Origin of the sequence: Rhizobium acaciae (assembly GCF_025941625.1) — a bacterium.
Taxonomy (GTDB): Bacteria; Pseudomonadota; Alphaproteobacteria; order Rhizobiales; family Rhizobiaceae; genus Rhizobium; species Rhizobium acaciae.
In genome coordinates, this window is record NZ_JAPCZO010000034.1 from 30,939 (window position 1) to 46,345 (window position 15,407).

Sequence of the window (15,407 nt, forward strand, 5' to 3'; positions counted from 1 at the left end):
TCTCACTCCGCCGGCGCATGTTCGAGAATGCCCGAAGTCAGGGGCGCATCGTGAACTGCTCCCGCGGCGGGAGCCGTTCGGACGGTCATCCAGATATTGAAGCTCGCCACGATCGCCCCAAGGAGGAAAAGCAGCCCTCCGAAAGCGCGTGCGATGTAGTAGGGATACATCGCCAGCAGACTGTCGACGAATGAATAGACCAGGGTGTTGTCGGCGGAATACGTGCGCCACATCAAGCCTTGGATAATGCCGGAATTCCACATGGCGAAGACGTAGATGAGTGTGCCTGCAAGCGCCAACCAGAAATGGACTTCGACCAGGGCTGCAGAATACATCCTTTCGCGTTTCCAGATCGATGGAACGAGTGTGTAGAACGCGCCGAACGTTATCATGGCAACCCAGCCCAGCGCACCGGCATGAACGTGGCCGACCGTCCAATCGGTATAATGAGACAGTGAGTTGACGGGTCTGATTGCCATGAAAGACCCTTCGAATGTCGACAGCCCATAGAAGAACGCCGCCATCATGATGAAGCGAAGAGTGGCGTCGTCACGCACGCGATGCCAAGCCCCGTTCAACGTGAGCAACGCGTTCCCGGCCGACGCCCACGACGGAACGAGCAGCATGACCGAGAACGTCATTCCAAGGTTTTGCACCCAGAGAGGCAGTGCGGTGTAATGGAGATGGTGGGACCCCGCCCACATGTAGAAGAAGGTGATCCCCCAGAAGCTGAGAATGGACAATCGATAGGAAAAAATCGGCCGCTCAGCGCGGATCGGCAGGTAGTAGTAGAGCATCCCTAGGAAGCCCGACGTGAGAAAAAACGCCACGGCGTTATGCCCGTACCACCATTGGACCATCGCATCCTGGACACCGGGCCATACCGTGTAGCTTTTGGCGTGTCCGAACGACACGGGCACTGCCAGGTTGTTGACGATATGGAGGATCGCGACCACGATGATGAAGGCGAGATAGTACCAGTTGGCCACGTAGATGTGTGGTTCCTTGCGCCGCGCCAGGGTGCGTACGAAAAGTATAAAATAGGCGATCCAAACGATCACGAGCCAGAGGTCGGCATACCATTCCGCTTCCGCGTATTCCTTCGACTGGGTAACGCCCATGAAATACCCGCTGACCGCGATCAGACAGAAAAGGTTGAAGCCGAAGATCACGAACCACGGCGAGAGTTGATCGGCCAACCTTGCGCGCGATGTTCGCTGAACGACATGGAATGATGTCGCGATCAACGCGTTTCCGCCGAAGCCGAAGATCACCCCTGTCGTATGGGCGGGCCGTATACGGCCGAAGCTCGACCACGCCGTATCGAAATTCAGGCTCGGCCAGGCAAGCTGTGCAGCTGCCCAAACGCCGATGAACATGCCAAAGACCGCCCACGCCAGTGTGAGGGCCACGCCGACCTTGATCGGATCGTCATAGTAGCTGGAAAAGCGCGAAGCATCCGGTTCTTCGCTGAAAGCTGAAGTCAGGATGTAGCAGAACAACGCGCCGCAATACACAAGGACGATAGCGCCGTGTATGCCGATGGGATCAAAGCGGCCAGCGGCCGCCATCGCGACACCGACAACCATCAAAGTGATAAGTATAGCTGCCGCGGACCCCCGCTCTCCGCTCGTGAGCTGTCCCATCGTTCCATCCCCCGGCTGTGCCGATGATGGTGCTCCACAAAGCGTTGAAAGGCAAATCAGTTCTACGCGCGGAGATAGACTAGATCGTCCATCGGTGTCTTCGTTGCGGCAGGCGCTGCGCACATCTTATTCTGGTGGTCTCGTGTCACGTATAGTCGCGGGGCGTGTGTCACGCTGATTTCACGCGATTTCGATGGTGGATTTTACTAGATTTCTTCATGACTTCGCCGGGATGATTTGGCGGGACGCGTTGACTTTTGGATCGCGTTTCGGACAGCGCCGGCCGCCGAAGTGGCAAAGAGTTTCGTGCCGATCAAGCATTGCCCCTCCAGGGTGGGCGGCGGTCGGTCGTTTTCACCTTGATCATGCTGCAGCGCAGGAGGCAGTTGAAGATGCACTTTCTGGTCCGTTCAAAGACGATCGCCGAACTTGAATATGACAGCGAGACCTGCCTCTTGCGGGTGCTCTACAAAGACGGACGAGTGAGCTCTGTTCCTGATGTCGCTCCCACGCTGGTGATGAAGATCGTCGCGCGGGTTCCCGTCGAAAAATCTCCTTATCTCATGCAGACCGCGATCTGAGACTTCTGCGAAAGGCACAACGAGTCGGAAAGGGCGGGTAGCGCCGGTCCGAAGGTCAGGCGAGTTGCGGCAGCGGAGACACGGCGCCCGCTTCAGCCCGCGCCGGGCAGCTAGTAAAGTGTCTTTCGGTAGGCTTGCTCCAGTTCTTCGTCCATCTTTCGCATTTCATCCCCGTCCCTCGGCGCCCCTGTCGTCTCATCCAGAATGATCTTTATCAGCGAGGGCATCTCCTTGCGGCCCTGGAAATGATCCGGACTCCACAAGCGGGACCGTCTGAACGCCTTGGCGCAATGCATGAAAACTTCGCTGACGTTGACGATGATAGCGAGTTTCGGGAGACGATCGGCGACGCTCATGCTCGCCAACAGCTGAGGATCATTGGTCAGATTTGCCCGCCCGTTGACGCGCAATGTGTCGTCGAAGCCGGGGATAAGAAACAAGAGCCCGACGTTCGGGTTGGCGATGATGTTGCTTAGGGTATCAAGACGATTGTTGCCGGGTCGATCCGGGATCGCCAGGGTGCGCTCGTCAAGAACCTTGACGAACCCCGGAGGGTCGCCGCGAGGACTGACGTCGGCCTTTCCCTCCGAACTCTGCGTACCGATGCAGAAGAACGGCGAGCGCCGAATGAATTCCTGCGCGTGCTCGCCAAGAGAATTCTGACACTTCACGATTGCCAGAGCGTGGGTCGGCTCGAACAGCGCCCGAAGCGACTGTTCATCCGCAATGGCAAAATCTGGATTGAGTTGTAAGGCCGTCATGATCCCCTCCCGAAATCCCTTTCATCGCATGGCCTGCAGGTCTGGAACCTCGCAACGCTCGTCTCCGCCCGCAAGCCATAATGATGTACGTACCTCAGAAGATATACATGAGTTGCTATCCGGGATCAATGGACAGCCAAAAGCCACCAAGGCAGTGTTTCCGCTTTATCGGATATATCCTGGTCGCCACCTCTAACGCGAAGCATTCCGGATCCGCGGACCTCGGACGCTCGACAGCGGTCGATAACTTGGCGCGTCATCAGGGAGGTTCTGACTGGAGTTCAGCAAACATTGCTAAAACCTCCCTGATGTCCTTTGAACAAGGATCAGGAGAATCTAGGCCGGATCGCGCCGAGGGAAAGCCGGACTTAAGTCCAGGTGGCGGCCTCGGGACACGCTGCTCATATATTATGCGAGGTCATGTGAAGGTCCGTGGAGGGGCGGGACAGGAGGAGAATATGAAGTTCGGCCCCGATAACTACAATCACGAAGAGCGCTGCTCGCAAGGCCACAGTTCGGCATCCACGATCGCCACGATCGAAGCGGCCCTTGCCGCTGATCCGGATATCGACAGCACTGCCATCGAGATCAGGATGCTCGGCCCTGTCGTGCTGCTCGAAGGCTTTATAACCAAGGCTGCAGACCGCGACAAAGCCATCTCGCTTGCGGCGATGATCGTCGGCTGGGAGAACGTCCAGGACCGGATGCTGAGCCGTTTTCCCACGCAATAGGCAGGCCAATGCTGCGCTCGAGCAGGATGATTTTAGGCCGGATCGGCCCTCCCGCTGGATCAATCCCGGAACGCCGGACGACCACGCGTGAGCGCTAACCCGAAAACGTGATGAAGGCGGCCGGTTTGCCAGGCCGCCTCCTGTTTGATCAGGCCGTACGTCTGACCATTCTCGCAACAGCGATGAGGATACAGGCCCCGATGAAGCCCGCGATCAGATAACCCAGCCATCCGCCAAGGACGACGCCGAAGAGCGACAGGATAAAGTTGGCGACGATGGCGCCGACAATACCGAGAAGGACGTTCATCAGCACGCCCATGTTGCTCTTCATCAGCATTTCGGCGAGCCAGCCGGCAATGCCGCCAATGACGATTGCGGCGATCCAGCCGATACCTGCACTTTCCATAGCAATTCCCCCTTGTGAATGATGAGCGGCCGGCGCGGGCAATCACGTCTCGCAGATCCAGGCTAAATCGATTGCCAAGCGACAAGACTATAATCTTCGCCGCGCCAGTTGGTTCCATAACCCCCGCCCCAAGAGGGTCGCGTGCCCTCCCCGATCGGCTTCAGGTCACTTGTCGGCCGCGGGCCAATCGTTCGAAGGCTCCTCCATGACGGCAACATCGTCGTCTGCAGGATCGGGATCGCGCTCAAGGGCTGCGCGCAGATTGCCGATCTCCCTGATGATCGCATCGAAGACGTCCTGCTGCCTGGCCCCGGCGACAACGCAGTCGTCGACGAGATGCTCCAGCTTGGCGCGAAGCCCGACCTTCCAATTATTCTTGCTCATGATCTTTTCCTCCTCTGATCGACCCACACGGTGCATGGTCGCTCGCGTGTTCCACCGCCTTTGATGGGCGGGCGGCGGTTCCGCGCTCAGGAGGCTGTTGTCCGGGATGAGATCGCGGCGAACGGGTAAGGTGCTCGCCTGGCATTTCGTTGCCCGCACCGAGAAATCGGAAAAACCGGTGCGTTCACCATCTCCGTCACGTCCGATTGGCACGCCGCGACCTCGGCGGATTAACCGATAGCCGCAGCAACGGTTCCGCCCTGTCTGGACTCTTTTGCGGGCATCGCAAAAGTCAGGAAACCAAGTGTCGCTTCAATCGGGAATTTCGCCTTCCCGAACCGTAAGAATACGGTCGATAAGACCCCATTCCAATGCTTCTTCCGCCGTCATGAAGCGGTCGCGATCCATCCCGCGCTCGAAGTCTTCATAGGAGCGTCCGCAATGCTCCGCGTAGAGCCGCGTCATGCGCTGCTTGGTCTTCAGAATTTCTTCGGCATGAATCTGCATGTCGGAAGCCTGGCCTTGGAAGCCACCGGATGGCTGGTGAATGAGGATACTGGCATTGGGCAAGGCAGCTCTTCCGCCGGCCTCGCCTGCCATCAGCAGGAACGATCCCATGGAACGGGCCGTGCCCATGCAAAGCGTATGAACCGGCGCCCGGATAAAGCGCATGGTGTCGTACATGGCGAAGCCGCTGGTCACGACGCCGCCCGGAGAATTGATGTAAAGATTGATCGGCTTCTTTGGATTCTCGGCCTCGAGGAACAGCAGCTGCGCGCAGACCAGAGCGGAAACGGTATCGTTGACCTCGCCGTTGAGGAAGATGATGCGTTCGCGCAAAAGGCGGGAGTAAATGTCAAAAGACCGCTCCCCTCTGCTGGATTGTTCTACGACCATAGGGACGAGTTGCATCGCTTCGCGCATCGGCGAACTCCAATCTTCCAGAAATCAAAGGGGAGAGCTTGCCGCGTCAGGCGGCGAGCATGAGGGGCGGACCGTTGCTGTTCGCGGCCGCTTTCGCCACCCGGTCAAGCCTCGCGTCGGTCAGCTCGTGGGTAATGCGCAGGCGGGTGCCGCCGGTCGCGTTCGGGACGATCGTGAACGTCACCGTGCTTTCAAGGAAAGGTGGAGCGTCGTCGCGCAGGCTATAACGGACTTCCTCGCCAGGCGTGATCGTGGCCGGGGTGGGATCGGCCAAAGCGTCTTTCGGCAACCAGTTTTCCCGAAATTCCGGAATGCTGATTGCACGCCAGACCTTTTGCGGCGGTTCGTCCAGATCGAATTCCAGCTCGATGCCGTCTTTCTGCTCCTTGGCCTTTCCATCGTTCATTGGTCCATATCCTTCAGCAAGACCTTGAGAGCTTCGATGCGGGCAGGCCAGTAGGCGCGATATTTCGCCAACCATTGTGCGATGAGAGCCAGTCCCTCCGGATCGACTTCGTAATTCACGAAACGCCCCTGCCGTTCTTCCCTCACGAGCTTTGCGCTCCGCAAAACCGAGAGGTGTTGCGACATTGCCGGCTGGCTGATCTCCATGCCCTCACGCAGGGCACTGGCGTTCATGCCGCCCGCCGCCAGCTTCTCGAAGATCGCGCGGCGGGTCGGGTCAGCCAAGGCTCGGAAAATGTCATTCTCGATCATGCGAACACATAAGCACACACTTATGCGATTCGCAAGTCTGTTTCGCGATGGCTTTTGCGTTGTCGCGCAACTCCCGACTTTTGCGACACTCCGGTCTTTCCTCAAAGGTTCGAGGATCCTCCCCGCAAAACTCTGCCGGTTTCTTGAAGGCAGCGGCTCCGCATCGCGGCGTCCTCGATTACCATGCCTGCGCCCTACGCTGCGAAGCCGCGCGTTCGAGACAAACCGGTTTCCTTCAGTGGTGCAATCTTCTCGATCTTTTCCGTGCCTCAGCATCTGGGATCAAATCGGCCATCCGACGTTCAAATTCTGCCCGTAGGATACAGTAAACTACCTTCCTTGCGAGAGCGCGATGCCGTAGCGTCACCTTGAAGCAAGACCTTTGCCTTGAATTTTCAACAAGCAGCACGGACCACGACTTCCAGGCGGAGACTTCTATTGGGTGCGCTGGTTCTCGGCGCGGTTTCCTATGCCGGCGTCGCGCGCTGCACCTATCGGCGAGCTGTCTTGTACTGAGGGACCAACCGCGCGGGGACGGAGCCGCCCGTTTTGTCACGGCGCAGCGCGGAAATAACCAAGACATCTGCAGGGGACAACACGCCTAAAGATCCAACCACATCAATGGGAAGCGCAGGAGGCTTGTGATGAAATCTCGCACGTTGTTGCTAACGTCATTTCTGATCTCAACCGGATTCTACCTTGCGCCAATCCACGCGCAGACCGTCACCGGCACCCCGGGCTCGCCCAGCGCCACGACGACCATCGACGGGAGGTACCTTCCCAATCCGCCGGCGGCATTCGGCGGTGAGATCAATCTCAGCGCCAAGGACTCGAAGCCCTATTGGCCGCCGCAAATCGTGCCGCCCAAGGGCGCGCCGAACATCCTCCTGATCATGACCGACGATGCCGGGTATGGAGTCTCAGGCACTTTCGGCGGCGTCATACCGACACCGGCGCTCGACCGGATCGCGCAGTCGGGACTGCGCTACACGCAGTTCAACTCCACGGCGCTCTGCTCGCCGACACGGGCAGCGCTGATTACCGGACGCAATCATCATTCGAGCGGTTTCGGTGTTATTTCCGAGCAAGCCACGGGCTATCCGGGCTATGATTCGGTCCTCGGCGTCGAGAACGCTACGATCGGCAACATTCTGAAGCAGAACGGCTACGCCACGTCATGGTTCGGCAAGAACCACAACACGCCGTCTTTCCAGTACAGCAGCTCCGGGCCTTTCGACCAATGGCCGTCCGGCATGGGTTTCGACTATTTTTATGGCTTCATGGGTGGCGACACCAACCAGTGGCAGCCCTATCTCTTCCAGGACCACACGCAGATTTTCCCCTGGGTTGACAAGCCCAGCTACAACCTGATCACCGACGAGGCCGACAACGCGATCAACCACATCAAGCAGTTGAACGCGTCAGCGCCCGACAAGCCGTTTTTTGTCTACTATGTTCCCGGCGCCACGCATGCACCGCATCATCCGACGCCCGAATGGATTGAGAAGTTCAAGGGCAAGTTTGACAACGGCTGGAACGCCATGCGTGACGAGATATTCGCCAACCAGAAGCGCCTCGGCGTCATCCCGCAGAATACGCTGCTGACCGCCTGGCCGGACGACCTGCCGAAATGGGAAACGCTCGACCCCGAGAGCAAGAAGCTGTTCGCCCGGCAAGCCGAGGTATTCGCCGCCTACGTGGCCTACTCCGACAACGAGATCGGTCGGGTGATCCAGGCGGTGGAGGACGTCGGCAAACTCGACAACACCCTCATCATCTACATCGAGGGCGACAATGGCACGAGCGCGGAAGGGAGCACGCTCGGCACGCCGAGTGAACTGATCACCATCGAGGGCCTGACAATTCCGGTTGCCGAGCAGATGAAGTTCTATGACGCGTGGGGTTCCGACCAGACCTACCCGCATATGTCGGTGGCCTGGTCATGGGCTTTCGACACGCCGTTCAAATGGACCAAGCAGGTCGCCTCGCATTTCGGCGGCACGCGGCAGGGCATGGCGATGTCGTGGCCGGCCCGCATCAAGGATGCCGGCGGCGTCCGCAACCAGTTTCACCATGTCATCGACATTGTGCCGACGATCCTGGAAGCCGCGGGCATTCCGGCGCCGATGATGGTCAATGGCGTTGCCCAGAAGCCGATCGAAGGGGTGAGCATGGCCTATACCTGGGACAAGGCTAACGCCGAAGCTCCTTCCGCTCGACAGACGCAGTACTTCGAAATGTTCGGCAACCGAGGCATCTACCACGGGGGCTGGTATGCATGCACAACCCCACCAGCCGCGCCCTGGCTGATGGGGCAGTCCGCGATGCCGGAAGTCGTCAACGGCTATAAATGGGAGCTCTATAATCTCGCCGAGGACTTCTCCCAGGCTAACGACCTCGCGGCGGTCAATCCCGACAAGCTGAACGAAATGCAGGAGCTATTCCTGCTGGAAGCCGCGAAGTACGGCGTGTTCCCGCTCGACAACTCTATCCTGGAGCGCCTCGTGACACCCCGGCCAAGTGCGACCGCCGGGCGGAACGTGTTCAGCTATTCGGGCGTCATCTCCGGTCTGCCTGGCAGTAACGCCCCGAACATCGTGAACAAGTCCTACACCATCACCGCGGAGATCGAAGTTCCGGCAGATGGCACCGAGGGCATGATCGTCACCACGGGTGGCAAATTTGCCGGCTACGGCCTCTATTTGCTCAAAGGCAAGCCGGTGTTTCTCTACAATTTCATGGATATGGAGCGGTTCCGTTGGGAGGGCTCCGACGTGCTGGCGCCGGGCAAGCACACCATCGTGTTCGACTTTAAGTCGGACGGACCAGGCATGGCCAAGGGTGGAAGCGGCGTTCTGACGGTGGACGGCAAGGAGGTTGCCAGCCAGAAAATCCCGCATACAGTCCCTGCCTTGATGCCGTGGGACGAGACATTCGATGTCGGCTTGGATACGCGCACCGGCGTCGAGGACAAGGACTATCGGGTTCCGTTCGAATTCACCGGAACCATCGACAAGCTGACCGTGCAGTTGAACTGAGTTGAGCTATTGGCGGCTCTGACGCGAACCAGGGCCGCCAATGGCGAGACTGCTGAAAGAGGGAAACTGAGTGCAAGCGCAAAGCCAGTATTGTTATGCTCCACTCAGACTGCAACGAACGCGATCTTGACGGAAGCAAAGTTCTGAGGCTTGCCGATCGTTGCAGTGGATTGGTCCGACCGACTGCTCTGGGTCGAAAGCAGACCCATCGCCCCATCATCATCCCCCATCATCATCCCCCCCTCATCATCCAATGGCGAAGGTAAACTGACGACCACCGATCGAGCCCGTGCCGCTTCCCTTCGCTCGCTTCGAACAGCGCGTGAAGGAGAAGGAGCCACTTTCGCCGTTACTGCCCTTCGCTCGACTTTGGCCCTTGGTCGATCACAAACGCTCCGCCAGCAGACCTGCCGCCAAGGCATGGAAAGCCTCGACCGCCTTTGGCAGCACGCTTTGCGGATCTTCGCTGGCGGCGATCCAGAGGGCGGCATTGAGAGCCGCGCCGCTCAGCAATCGCGCCGCCGCCTCTGCGTCGAGCGGCTTGAGGATACCTTGGGCGATCAGGCGCTCCACCGTGCTCTTGGTCACCTGCAGGCAATTGTTCTGGCTCGGCCACTGCGAGGGATCCCCCAGCACCGCAGGTCCGTCGAGCAAGACGATGCGCTGGACTTCCGGATTGAGCGCCATCTCGATATAGGCCGCCCCCTCGGCGAGCAGGCCCTGCCAATCATTGCCTGCGCGCGCGCCAATCTCTTGAGCGCGTACCGCCATTTCCGTGTCGATCTGATCGACAACCGCCGCCAGCAACCCGCGTTTGTCTTGGAAGTTGTGGTAAAGCGCGCCCCGCGTCAGGCCGACGTCGGCCGTCAGTTCATCCATTGACGCTGCGGAGTACCCCTTTTCCGCAAACGTCTTGCGCGCCGCCGCGATCAGCTTGACGCGGTTTTCCTGCATCGTTTCGCTGCGTTTCCTGGCCATTCAATCCCTCAATTTCATATACGAAGCGTATATGGACTTGACATACGATGCGTATCTCATACATTTCACATACGAACCGTATACCAAATTGGGTGCGAGATGTGAAGCGTCACGCCGCGCTCAACGGTCGTTGTCAACAATGAAGAGAGATCAGAATGACAAAACGCGAAGCAATCTTTCCGGCCGACAGGCACGCTCTTTACGAGAAGCACGGCTATTCCGCCGCGATCCGATCCGGCGATCTGTTGTTTGTATCAGGACAGGTCGGCAGCCGTGCGGACGGGACACCGGAACCCGATTTCGAACAGCAAGTGCGGCTGGCCTTTGAAAACCTGAAGGCGACGCTGAGTGCCGCCGGCGCCACGCTGGATGATATCGTCGACGTCACCAGCTTCCACACCGATCCCGAGAACCAGTTCGGCACGATCATGGCGGTCAAGCAGGAGATGTTCAGCAAGCCACCCTACCCGAATTGGACTGCCATCGGCGTCAACTGGCTCGCCGGCTTCGACTTCGAGATCAAAGTGATCGCCCGTATTCCGTGAAGTCACTGACATTGCCGGGGCTGCATCTACCACCCGCACGACGTGCCGGCAGGAAAGCGGCCCCGCGCGCGCGCCCTCTAGGAGATTTAGCAGCGGCACAACCTTAGGAGTTAAAGAACCCGCCTCACTCCGAGAGGTTTCCTTGAAGGGCCCGCAGATCGTCGGTTACCCTCCCCCGTTACTGTCTGCTTACATTGCCCCGGCGCCGCAGAAAATGACCCCGCAGCGCGCCGCGTTGCCATATACTTAGAAAAATCAATTGCATAATCTTCGGGAACAAAGAACTCCCTTGCGTGTTTTCAGCGCATGGATCGTCATCTGATCCGCAAAATGAGAGGAAACACATATGAAGAAGATCGTCTTTGCGGCGACAATTCTCTGCGCGTCTGCCGTTGCGGCCCTTGCCCAGACAACGCCGGCTCCATCTGCGGATGGAAACACACCTGCGGTTGCAACCCCGGACACCAAAAATCCGACTGCGCCGGTTGAAGGCGCCAACAGCTTCACCGAAGCCCAGGCGAAGGATCGCATTACGGAAGCGGGTTACACCGACGTCAAGGATCTCAAGCTCGATGACAAGGGGATCTGGATGGCCGCCGGCATGAAGGACGGGAAAGCCGTCTCCATTGCCCTCGATTATCAAGGCAACATTGTCGCCAAGTAACCCCAGGGAGAAACATGATGAGAACTGTAACCGGACTTTTCGACGACTATTCGGACGCTCGCTCCGCCGTCAACAAATTGGAAGCGGCAGGCATTCCCTCAAACGATATCAGCATCGTCTCCAACAAGGCTGGCCGCATCGACCGCGACTCTGACGTTGGCGAGGATGCCGCGACGGGCGCCGGCATTGGCGCTGCCGTCGGTGGCGCCGGCGGACTGCTGACCGGACTGGGCCTGATGGCCATTCCGGGTGTCGGGCCGGTGGTTGCCGCAGGCTGGCTTGCCGCGACTGCGGCTGGCGCCGTCGCCGGCGCCGTCGCCGGTGGTGCCGCCGGTGGCCTGATCGGCGCCCTCACCGACTCCGGCGTCCCGGAAGACGATGCTCACCTCTATGCCGAAGGTGTCCGCCGCGGCGGCAGCCTGGTCACCGCCAAGGTCGACGACGCCCGCGCCTCCGAGGCGCAGGCTATTCTCCAGGGTTCAAACTGGGTCGACCCGGTCGAACGTCGGCGCGCCTATAACGAGCAGGGATGGACCCGCTTCGACGACACGCTCGATCCATATGCGCCTGAGCAGATCGCGCAAGAGCGCGACCGGTATCGACGGACGATCTAACCGGCCTTGATTTCAACCCTCCTTGCACGTCGCAAGGAGGGTTGAGGTGTTGATCTCCCGCACCGGTCGATGCGTGGGATCCGCCGTGGACAAGATCACTTCGGAGATTGCCGAGGGAGGCATGCCGAGATGTGCTTAAGAGCGTTTGCTCACAGGCGGCTGCTTGATGGCCTCGCTCCCAGACTATCAATATTCGTCATCATCGGCTCATCACGTCGACATGGCAGCCGCGATATTTAACATGAAGGGATTACCCGTCAGGCGTGTTACGGTCTCTTCGTCGGGCCGAGCCTTCTGGCCGGTTGGCATTGTTGCCGAGTGATGACTTGCTTCGTGAGTCTCCGGCCCTTGAGGGCCTCTCCATGCAAAAGACACCCCCAGCGCATTTCGAAGCGGCGAGCACGCTTGCCGTGGTGGTATCACCCAATGAACCGTTGCTGTACCTGTCCGACGACCAGAGGGTCATCGCAGCCAGCGCATCCTTCTGCCGGGCCTTCGACATCGACCCCAAGACAGTTTGCGGCCAAAGCCTCAGGGAAATAGGAAACGGCGAATGGGCGATGCCCCAGCTTGCGTCACTGCTGACGGCGACCGCCTCTGGCAGTGCTGACATCGAAGCCTACGAAATCAACTTTCAACGGCCAAACCAGAAAACACGGCACCTGGTCGTCAACGCGCGCAGGCTCGATGACGGCGACCTCGATCATATTCGCCTGCTTCTGGCCATCACCGACGTGACCGATGCGCGCGCCGAGGCTCGGCTGAAAGATGATCTCGTTCGCGATAACGCGATCCTGCTGCAGGAAGTCCAGCACAGGGTGGCAAACAGCCTCCAGATCATTGCCAGCGTTCTCATGCAGAGCGCCCGGCGGGTCCAGTCGGAGGAAGCGCGCGGGCATCTCCACAACGCCCATCACCGGGTCATGTCGATTGCGGCCCTGCAACGGCAACTCTCCATGTCCAACAGCGGCAAGGTTGAACTCCGTACCTATTTCACTCAACTTTGCCAAAGCCTTGGCGCGTCGATGATTGCTGACCCCGACAGGCTTTCGATTCAGGTGACGGTCGACGGCAGCGCCGTGGAAGCGGACGTTTCCGTTCGCTTGGGGCTTGTCGTGACCGAGCTTGTGATCAACGCCCTCAAGCACGCCTTCGATGAACGACCGGGGTCAATCGTCATCGACTATCACTCATCCGGCAAGGACTGGACTCTCTCCGTTACCGACAACGGCATCGGCATGCCTGCGGGTCGCGATGCACCAAAGGCCGGCCTGGGGACCGGCATTGTGGAGGCGCTGGCAAAGAGCCTGAATGGCGACATCCAGGTGAGTGATGCGGGTCCCGGCACCGCCGTCACAATCCGCCACCTGGAAAGCGCCGGTTTGCGAACGCGAGGTTCACACTCCAATTTAACCGAGTGAATGATGAAAAATGGCAAGGCGGTCGTCCTGGTCGTCGAAGACAGCACGATTATTCGGATGAGTGCCGTCGATCTGGTGCTCTCTGCGGGCTACCAAGCGCTGGAGGCCTGCGATGCGGATGAGGCAATTCGCATCCTTGAGTCGCGAAACGACATCGATCTGGTTTTCACCGACGTTCAGATGCCCGGCACGATGGATGGCATCAAGCTATCCCATTACATCAGGGATCGGTGGCCGCCTGTCAGGCTGATCGTTGCCTCCGGCGCGGCAATCCTCGAAGAGAGCGATCTCCCCATGGGAAGCAGGGCCTTCTCGAAACCCTACGACAACCACGCGATTACCGACGCAATGGCTCATCTGCTGTCGATCGGGAATGCGGCTGACTGCTAAGCTAAGTGTTTTTCGACGCCCCTCGGGTCGAGCCGCGGGGTGAGACGATCCGCCATCCGCTGCGCCGACGGGAGTTTGGCGGAAAGCGCCTCCCCACCCTCCGTCATCCCAGCCTCAGCCCGGGATGACGGAGGGTGGGTAAAAAAATGCAGATGAAGCGAACCATGTTTGTCTCCAGCCGGCTTGATGCGAGGCTGATCCGGGCGTAGTTCAGGACGATAGCCACCCTCTCCTTCGACACCGATCTGAAACGAACCCATGGCGCACTCCCTCAATACAGCCCCAACGCCCACCGGCGGCCCCAACCAGCCGAAACTCGATACGGACGACATCTGGCAGGCCCGGGTCGATCTTGCCGCCTGCTTCCGGATGGCGGCAAGGCTCGGCATGGAGGAAGGGATCTGCAACCACTTCTCGGCCGTCGTTCCTGGATATGACGACCTGTTCATCGTCAACCCTTACGGCTACGCTTTCGCCGAGCTGACGGCCTCGATGCTGTTGATCTGCGATTTTCACGGCAACGTCGTGTCGGGCAACGGGCAGCCTGAGGCCACCGCCTTTTACATCCACGCCAGGATTCACAAGAACATTCCCCGCGCCAAGGCGGCGTTCCACACCCATATGCCCTATGCCACCGCCCTTCGATGACGGAGGGCGATCCCCTGATCTTTGCCGGGCAGACCGCATTGAAATTCTATGGACGCACGGCCGTCGACCGCAATTATAACGGCCTGGTGCTCGATGCGCGCGAAGGCGATCGGATCGCGGCTGCGATCGGCGATGCCGACATCGTCTTCATGAAGCACCACGGCGTGATGGTCTGCGCACCCAATATCGCCGAGGCTTGGGACGACCTCTATTACCTCGAGCGCGCCTGCGAAGTGCAGACGCTCGCCCTGTCGACCGGACGCGAAGTCCTTGCCGTCGCGCCGGAGATTGCGGAAGCGGCATACCGGCAAATGCGCGAGGGCGACCCGGAGTCGGCCCGGCTCCATCTGGAGTCCGTCAAACGCGCGCTTGATCGCAGCGAGCCCGAATACAAGCGCTGAGCCGCAGCTCGCGGTTTAGGCGTGGGCCGGCCGCCAATGGGGATAGGTGACATAGGCGGTGAGCGCGCCCTCCTCGTGCGAGCGGATGGTCACCGTTTCACCTTTGGGCATGTAGACGATCTCGCCGGGGCCGGCGGTGACCGTTCCCCCGTCCGTCGAGACCGAAAGCCGGCCTTCCAGAACGATCATGACGTCATCGACCGCCATGGTCTCGGTGAGGCTCTGGCCGGGCGCATAACGTCCATAGCCGATGGTGATCGGCCCTCCGTGCCGCTCGTCGACCAGATTGCCGACGGAGATGTCTGCCTCCTGTCCGGGGGAACGCTCCAACGACGCATCGGCGATCGTGAACTTACGCATCTTCATCGTCTTCCTCCATTGCCGCATGCAGAGGTAGCGCGAAAATTTCGCACGCCAAGACGGATGGGAGACGCACGAGGAGGAGGTTCCTGGTCTTATGGTCTCCTCGCCAGCGAGAAAGGCGAGTGGAGCATGGCGACACGCTTCACTCACACAAGGCTTTGGCTCTTTTCGTTCGGGATTAGGCTGGTTCATGCC

General features: G+C 59.4%; 17 protein-coding genes and 1 pseudogene. 9 read left to right on the forward strand and 9 right to left on the reverse strand.

Going from position 1 to position 15,407, the window contains the following annotated elements:
* Nucleotides 1–2: 2 nt before the first annotated feature.
* Nucleotides 3–1,646 carry a cytochrome-c oxidase, cbb3-type subunit I gene (gene ccoN / locus OLZ32_RS35130; protein WP_264424935.1) on the reverse strand — a complete coding sequence of 548 codons (1,644 nt, stop codon included), beginning with the start codon at nucleotides 1,644–1,646 and terminating at the stop codon, nucleotides 3–5.
* Nucleotides 1,647–2,038: 392 nt separating this feature from the next.
* Between ccoN and OLZ32_RS35135 the strand changes: the two genes are divergently transcribed.
* Nucleotides 2,039–2,227, forward strand: a complete 189-nt coding sequence (locus OLZ32_RS35135) for a hypothetical protein (protein ID WP_017990631.1) — start codon at nucleotides 2,039–2,041, stop codon at nucleotides 2,225–2,227.
* A 110-nt stretch (nucleotides 2,228–2,337) separates the two neighbouring features.
* Here the strand turns inward: OLZ32_RS35135 and OLZ32_RS35140 are convergent, their stop codons facing one another.
* The gene (locus OLZ32_RS35140; protein WP_264424937.1) at nucleotides 2,338–2,988 is read right to left on the reverse strand and encodes a pyridoxamine 5'-phosphate oxidase family protein; all 651 of its coding nucleotides are present in this window, start codon (nucleotides 2,986–2,988) and stop codon (nucleotides 2,338–2,340) included.
* 458 nt (nucleotides 2,989–3,446) lie between these two features.
* On the opposite strand from OLZ32_RS35140, the gene OLZ32_RS35145 reads away from it, so the two are divergent.
* Complete coding sequence (locus OLZ32_RS35145) at nucleotides 3,447–3,719, forward strand: BON domain-containing protein (RefSeq protein ID WP_003546158.1); 273 nt, start codon at nucleotides 3,447–3,449, stop codon at nucleotides 3,717–3,719.
* 148 nt (nucleotides 3,720–3,867) lie between these two features.
* Here OLZ32_RS35145 and OLZ32_RS35150 read toward each other — a convergent pair whose 3' ends face one another.
* The 5 genes from OLZ32_RS35150 to OLZ32_RS35170 form a co-directional block, all read right to left on the reverse strand.
* Nucleotides 3,868–4,125, reverse strand: coding sequence for a GlsB/YeaQ/YmgE family stress response membrane protein (locus tag OLZ32_RS35150; protein ID WP_003546157.1), 258 nt, complete (start codon nucleotides 4,123–4,125; stop codon nucleotides 3,868–3,870).
* A gap of 165 nt (nucleotides 4,126–4,290) precedes the next feature.
* Nucleotides 4,291–4,509, reverse strand: coding sequence for a hypothetical protein (locus tag OLZ32_RS35155; RefSeq protein ID WP_264397293.1), 219 nt, complete (start codon nucleotides 4,507–4,509; stop codon nucleotides 4,291–4,293).
* A gap of 312 nt (nucleotides 4,510–4,821) precedes the next feature.
* Entirely contained in the window at nucleotides 4,822–5,433 is a 612-nt protein-coding gene (locus OLZ32_RS35160) for an ATP-dependent Clp protease proteolytic subunit (RefSeq protein ID WP_017990627.1), read from the reverse strand.
* 46 nt (nucleotides 5,434–5,479) lie between these two features.
* Entirely contained in the window at nucleotides 5,480–5,839 is a 360-nt protein-coding gene (locus OLZ32_RS35165) for an SRPBCC family protein (protein ID WP_264424938.1), read from the reverse strand.
* Nucleotides 5,836–6,150 carry an ArsR/SmtB family transcription factor gene (locus tag OLZ32_RS35170; RefSeq protein WP_003546150.1) on the reverse strand — a complete coding sequence of 105 codons (315 nt, stop codon included), beginning with the start codon at nucleotides 6,148–6,150 and terminating at the stop codon, nucleotides 5,836–5,838. Before OLZ32_RS35170 ends, OLZ32_RS35165 begins: the two co-directional genes overlap by 4 nt.
* A gap of 644 nt (nucleotides 6,151–6,794) precedes the next feature.
* Here OLZ32_RS35170 and OLZ32_RS35175 point away from each other — a divergent pair.
* Entirely contained in the window at nucleotides 6,795–9,188 is a 2,394-nt protein-coding gene (locus tag OLZ32_RS35175; RefSeq protein WP_264424939.1) for an arylsulfatase, read from the forward strand.
* 384 nt (nucleotides 9,189–9,572) lie between these two features.
* Here the strand turns inward: OLZ32_RS35175 and OLZ32_RS35180 are convergent, their stop codons facing one another.
* Complete coding sequence (locus OLZ32_RS35180) at nucleotides 9,573–10,166, reverse strand: TetR/AcrR family transcriptional regulator (protein ID WP_264424941.1); 594 nt, start codon at nucleotides 10,164–10,166, stop codon at nucleotides 9,573–9,575.
* 155 nt (nucleotides 10,167–10,321) lie between these two features.
* Between OLZ32_RS35180 and OLZ32_RS35185 the strand changes: the two genes are divergently transcribed.
* The 6 genes and pseudogenes from OLZ32_RS35185 to OLZ32_RS35210 all read left to right on the forward strand — a co-directional run bounded on the left by OLZ32_RS35185 (nucleotide 10,322) and on the right by OLZ32_RS35210 (nucleotide 14,849).
* Nucleotides 10,322–10,711 (forward strand): RidA family protein, encoded by a 390-nt coding sequence (locus OLZ32_RS35185; RefSeq protein ID WP_264424942.1) that lies wholly within the window; start codon nucleotides 10,322–10,324, stop codon nucleotides 10,709–10,711.
* A gap of 346 nt (nucleotides 10,712–11,057) precedes the next feature.
* Nucleotides 11,058–11,375 (forward strand): PepSY domain-containing protein, encoded by a 318-nt coding sequence (locus OLZ32_RS35190; RefSeq protein ID WP_012756441.1) that lies wholly within the window; start codon nucleotides 11,058–11,060, stop codon nucleotides 11,373–11,375.
* A gap of 17 nt (nucleotides 11,376–11,392) precedes the next feature.
* Nucleotides 11,393–11,989, forward strand: a complete 597-nt coding sequence (locus OLZ32_RS35195) for a general stress protein (RefSeq protein WP_264424943.1) — start codon at nucleotides 11,393–11,395, stop codon at nucleotides 11,987–11,989.
* A gap of 362 nt (nucleotides 11,990–12,351) precedes the next feature.
* Nucleotides 12,352–13,410, forward strand: coding sequence for a sensor histidine kinase (locus OLZ32_RS35200; protein ID WP_264424944.1), 1,059 nt, complete (start codon nucleotides 12,352–12,354; stop codon nucleotides 13,408–13,410).
* Between the two features lie 3 nt (nucleotides 13,411–13,413).
* Nucleotides 13,414–13,800 (forward strand): response regulator, encoded by a 387-nt coding sequence (locus OLZ32_RS35205; protein ID WP_264424945.1) that lies wholly within the window; start codon nucleotides 13,414–13,416, stop codon nucleotides 13,798–13,800.
* 258 nt (nucleotides 13,801–14,058) lie between these two features.
* Nucleotides 14,059–14,849, forward strand: a pseudogene (locus OLZ32_RS35210) (aldolase).
* A 15-nt stretch (nucleotides 14,850–14,864) separates the two neighbouring features.
* On the opposite strand, the gene OLZ32_RS35215 reads toward OLZ32_RS35210, so the two are convergent.
* Entirely contained in the window at nucleotides 14,865–15,215 is a 351-nt protein-coding gene (locus tag OLZ32_RS35215; RefSeq protein WP_026160141.1) for a cupin domain-containing protein, read from the reverse strand.
* Nucleotides 15,216–15,407: the final 192 nt, after the last annotated feature.

What these genes read in the sequence shown, in the direction of transcription:
- ccoN (WP_264424935.1), bottom strand. Translation starts at nt 1,646, where the DNA reads ATGGGACAGCTCACGAGCGGAGAGCGGGGGTCCGCGGCAGCTATACTT.
- OLZ32_RS35135 (WP_017990631.1), top strand. Translation starts at nt 2,039, where the DNA reads ATGCACTTTCTGGTCCGTTCAAAGACGATCGCCGAACTTGAATATGAC.
- OLZ32_RS35140 (WP_264424937.1), bottom strand. Translation starts at nt 2,988, where the DNA reads ATGACGGCCTTACAACTCAATCCAGATTTTGCCATTGCGGATGAACAG.
- OLZ32_RS35145 (WP_003546158.1), top strand. Translation starts at nt 3,447, where the DNA reads ATGAAGTTCGGCCCCGATAACTACAATCACGAAGAGCGCTGCTCGCAA.
- OLZ32_RS35150 (WP_003546157.1), bottom strand. Translation starts at nt 4,125, where the DNA reads ATGGAAAGTGCAGGTATCGGCTGGATCGCCGCAATCGTCATTGGCGGC.
- OLZ32_RS35155 (WP_264397293.1), bottom strand. Translation starts at nt 4,509, where the DNA reads ATGAGCAAGAATAATTGGAAGGTCGGGCTTCGCGCCAAGCTGGAGCAT.
- OLZ32_RS35160 (WP_017990627.1), bottom strand. Translation starts at nt 5,433, where the DNA reads ATGCGCGAAGCGATGCAACTCGTCCCTATGGTCGTAGAACAATCCAGC.
- OLZ32_RS35165 (WP_264424938.1), bottom strand. Translation starts at nt 5,839, where the DNA reads ATGAACGATGGAAAGGCCAAGGAGCAGAAAGACGGCATCGAGCTGGAA.
- OLZ32_RS35170 (WP_003546150.1), bottom strand. Translation starts at nt 6,150, where the DNA reads ATGATCGAGAATGACATTTTCCGAGCCTTGGCTGACCCGACCCGCCGC.
- OLZ32_RS35175 (WP_264424939.1), top strand. Translation starts at nt 6,795, where the DNA reads ATGAAATCTCGCACGTTGTTGCTAACGTCATTTCTGATCTCAACCGGA.
- OLZ32_RS35180 (WP_264424941.1), bottom strand. Translation starts at nt 10,166, where the DNA reads ATGGCCAGGAAACGCAGCGAAACGATGCAGGAAAACCGCGTCAAGCTG.
- OLZ32_RS35185 (WP_264424942.1), top strand. Translation starts at nt 10,322, where the DNA reads ATGACAAAACGCGAAGCAATCTTTCCGGCCGACAGGCACGCTCTTTAC.
- OLZ32_RS35190 (WP_012756441.1), top strand. Translation starts at nt 11,058, where the DNA reads ATGAAGAAGATCGTCTTTGCGGCGACAATTCTCTGCGCGTCTGCCGTT.
- OLZ32_RS35195 (WP_264424943.1), top strand. Translation starts at nt 11,393, where the DNA reads ATGAGAACTGTAACCGGACTTTTCGACGACTATTCGGACGCTCGCTCC.
- OLZ32_RS35200 (WP_264424944.1), top strand. Translation starts at nt 12,352, where the DNA reads ATGCAAAAGACACCCCCAGCGCATTTCGAAGCGGCGAGCACGCTTGCC.
- OLZ32_RS35205 (WP_264424945.1), top strand. Translation starts at nt 13,414, where the DNA reads ATGAAAAATGGCAAGGCGGTCGTCCTGGTCGTCGAAGACAGCACGATT.
- OLZ32_RS35215 (WP_026160141.1), bottom strand. Translation starts at nt 15,215, where the DNA reads ATGAAGATGCGTAAGTTCACGATCGCCGATGCGTCGTTGGAGCGTTCC.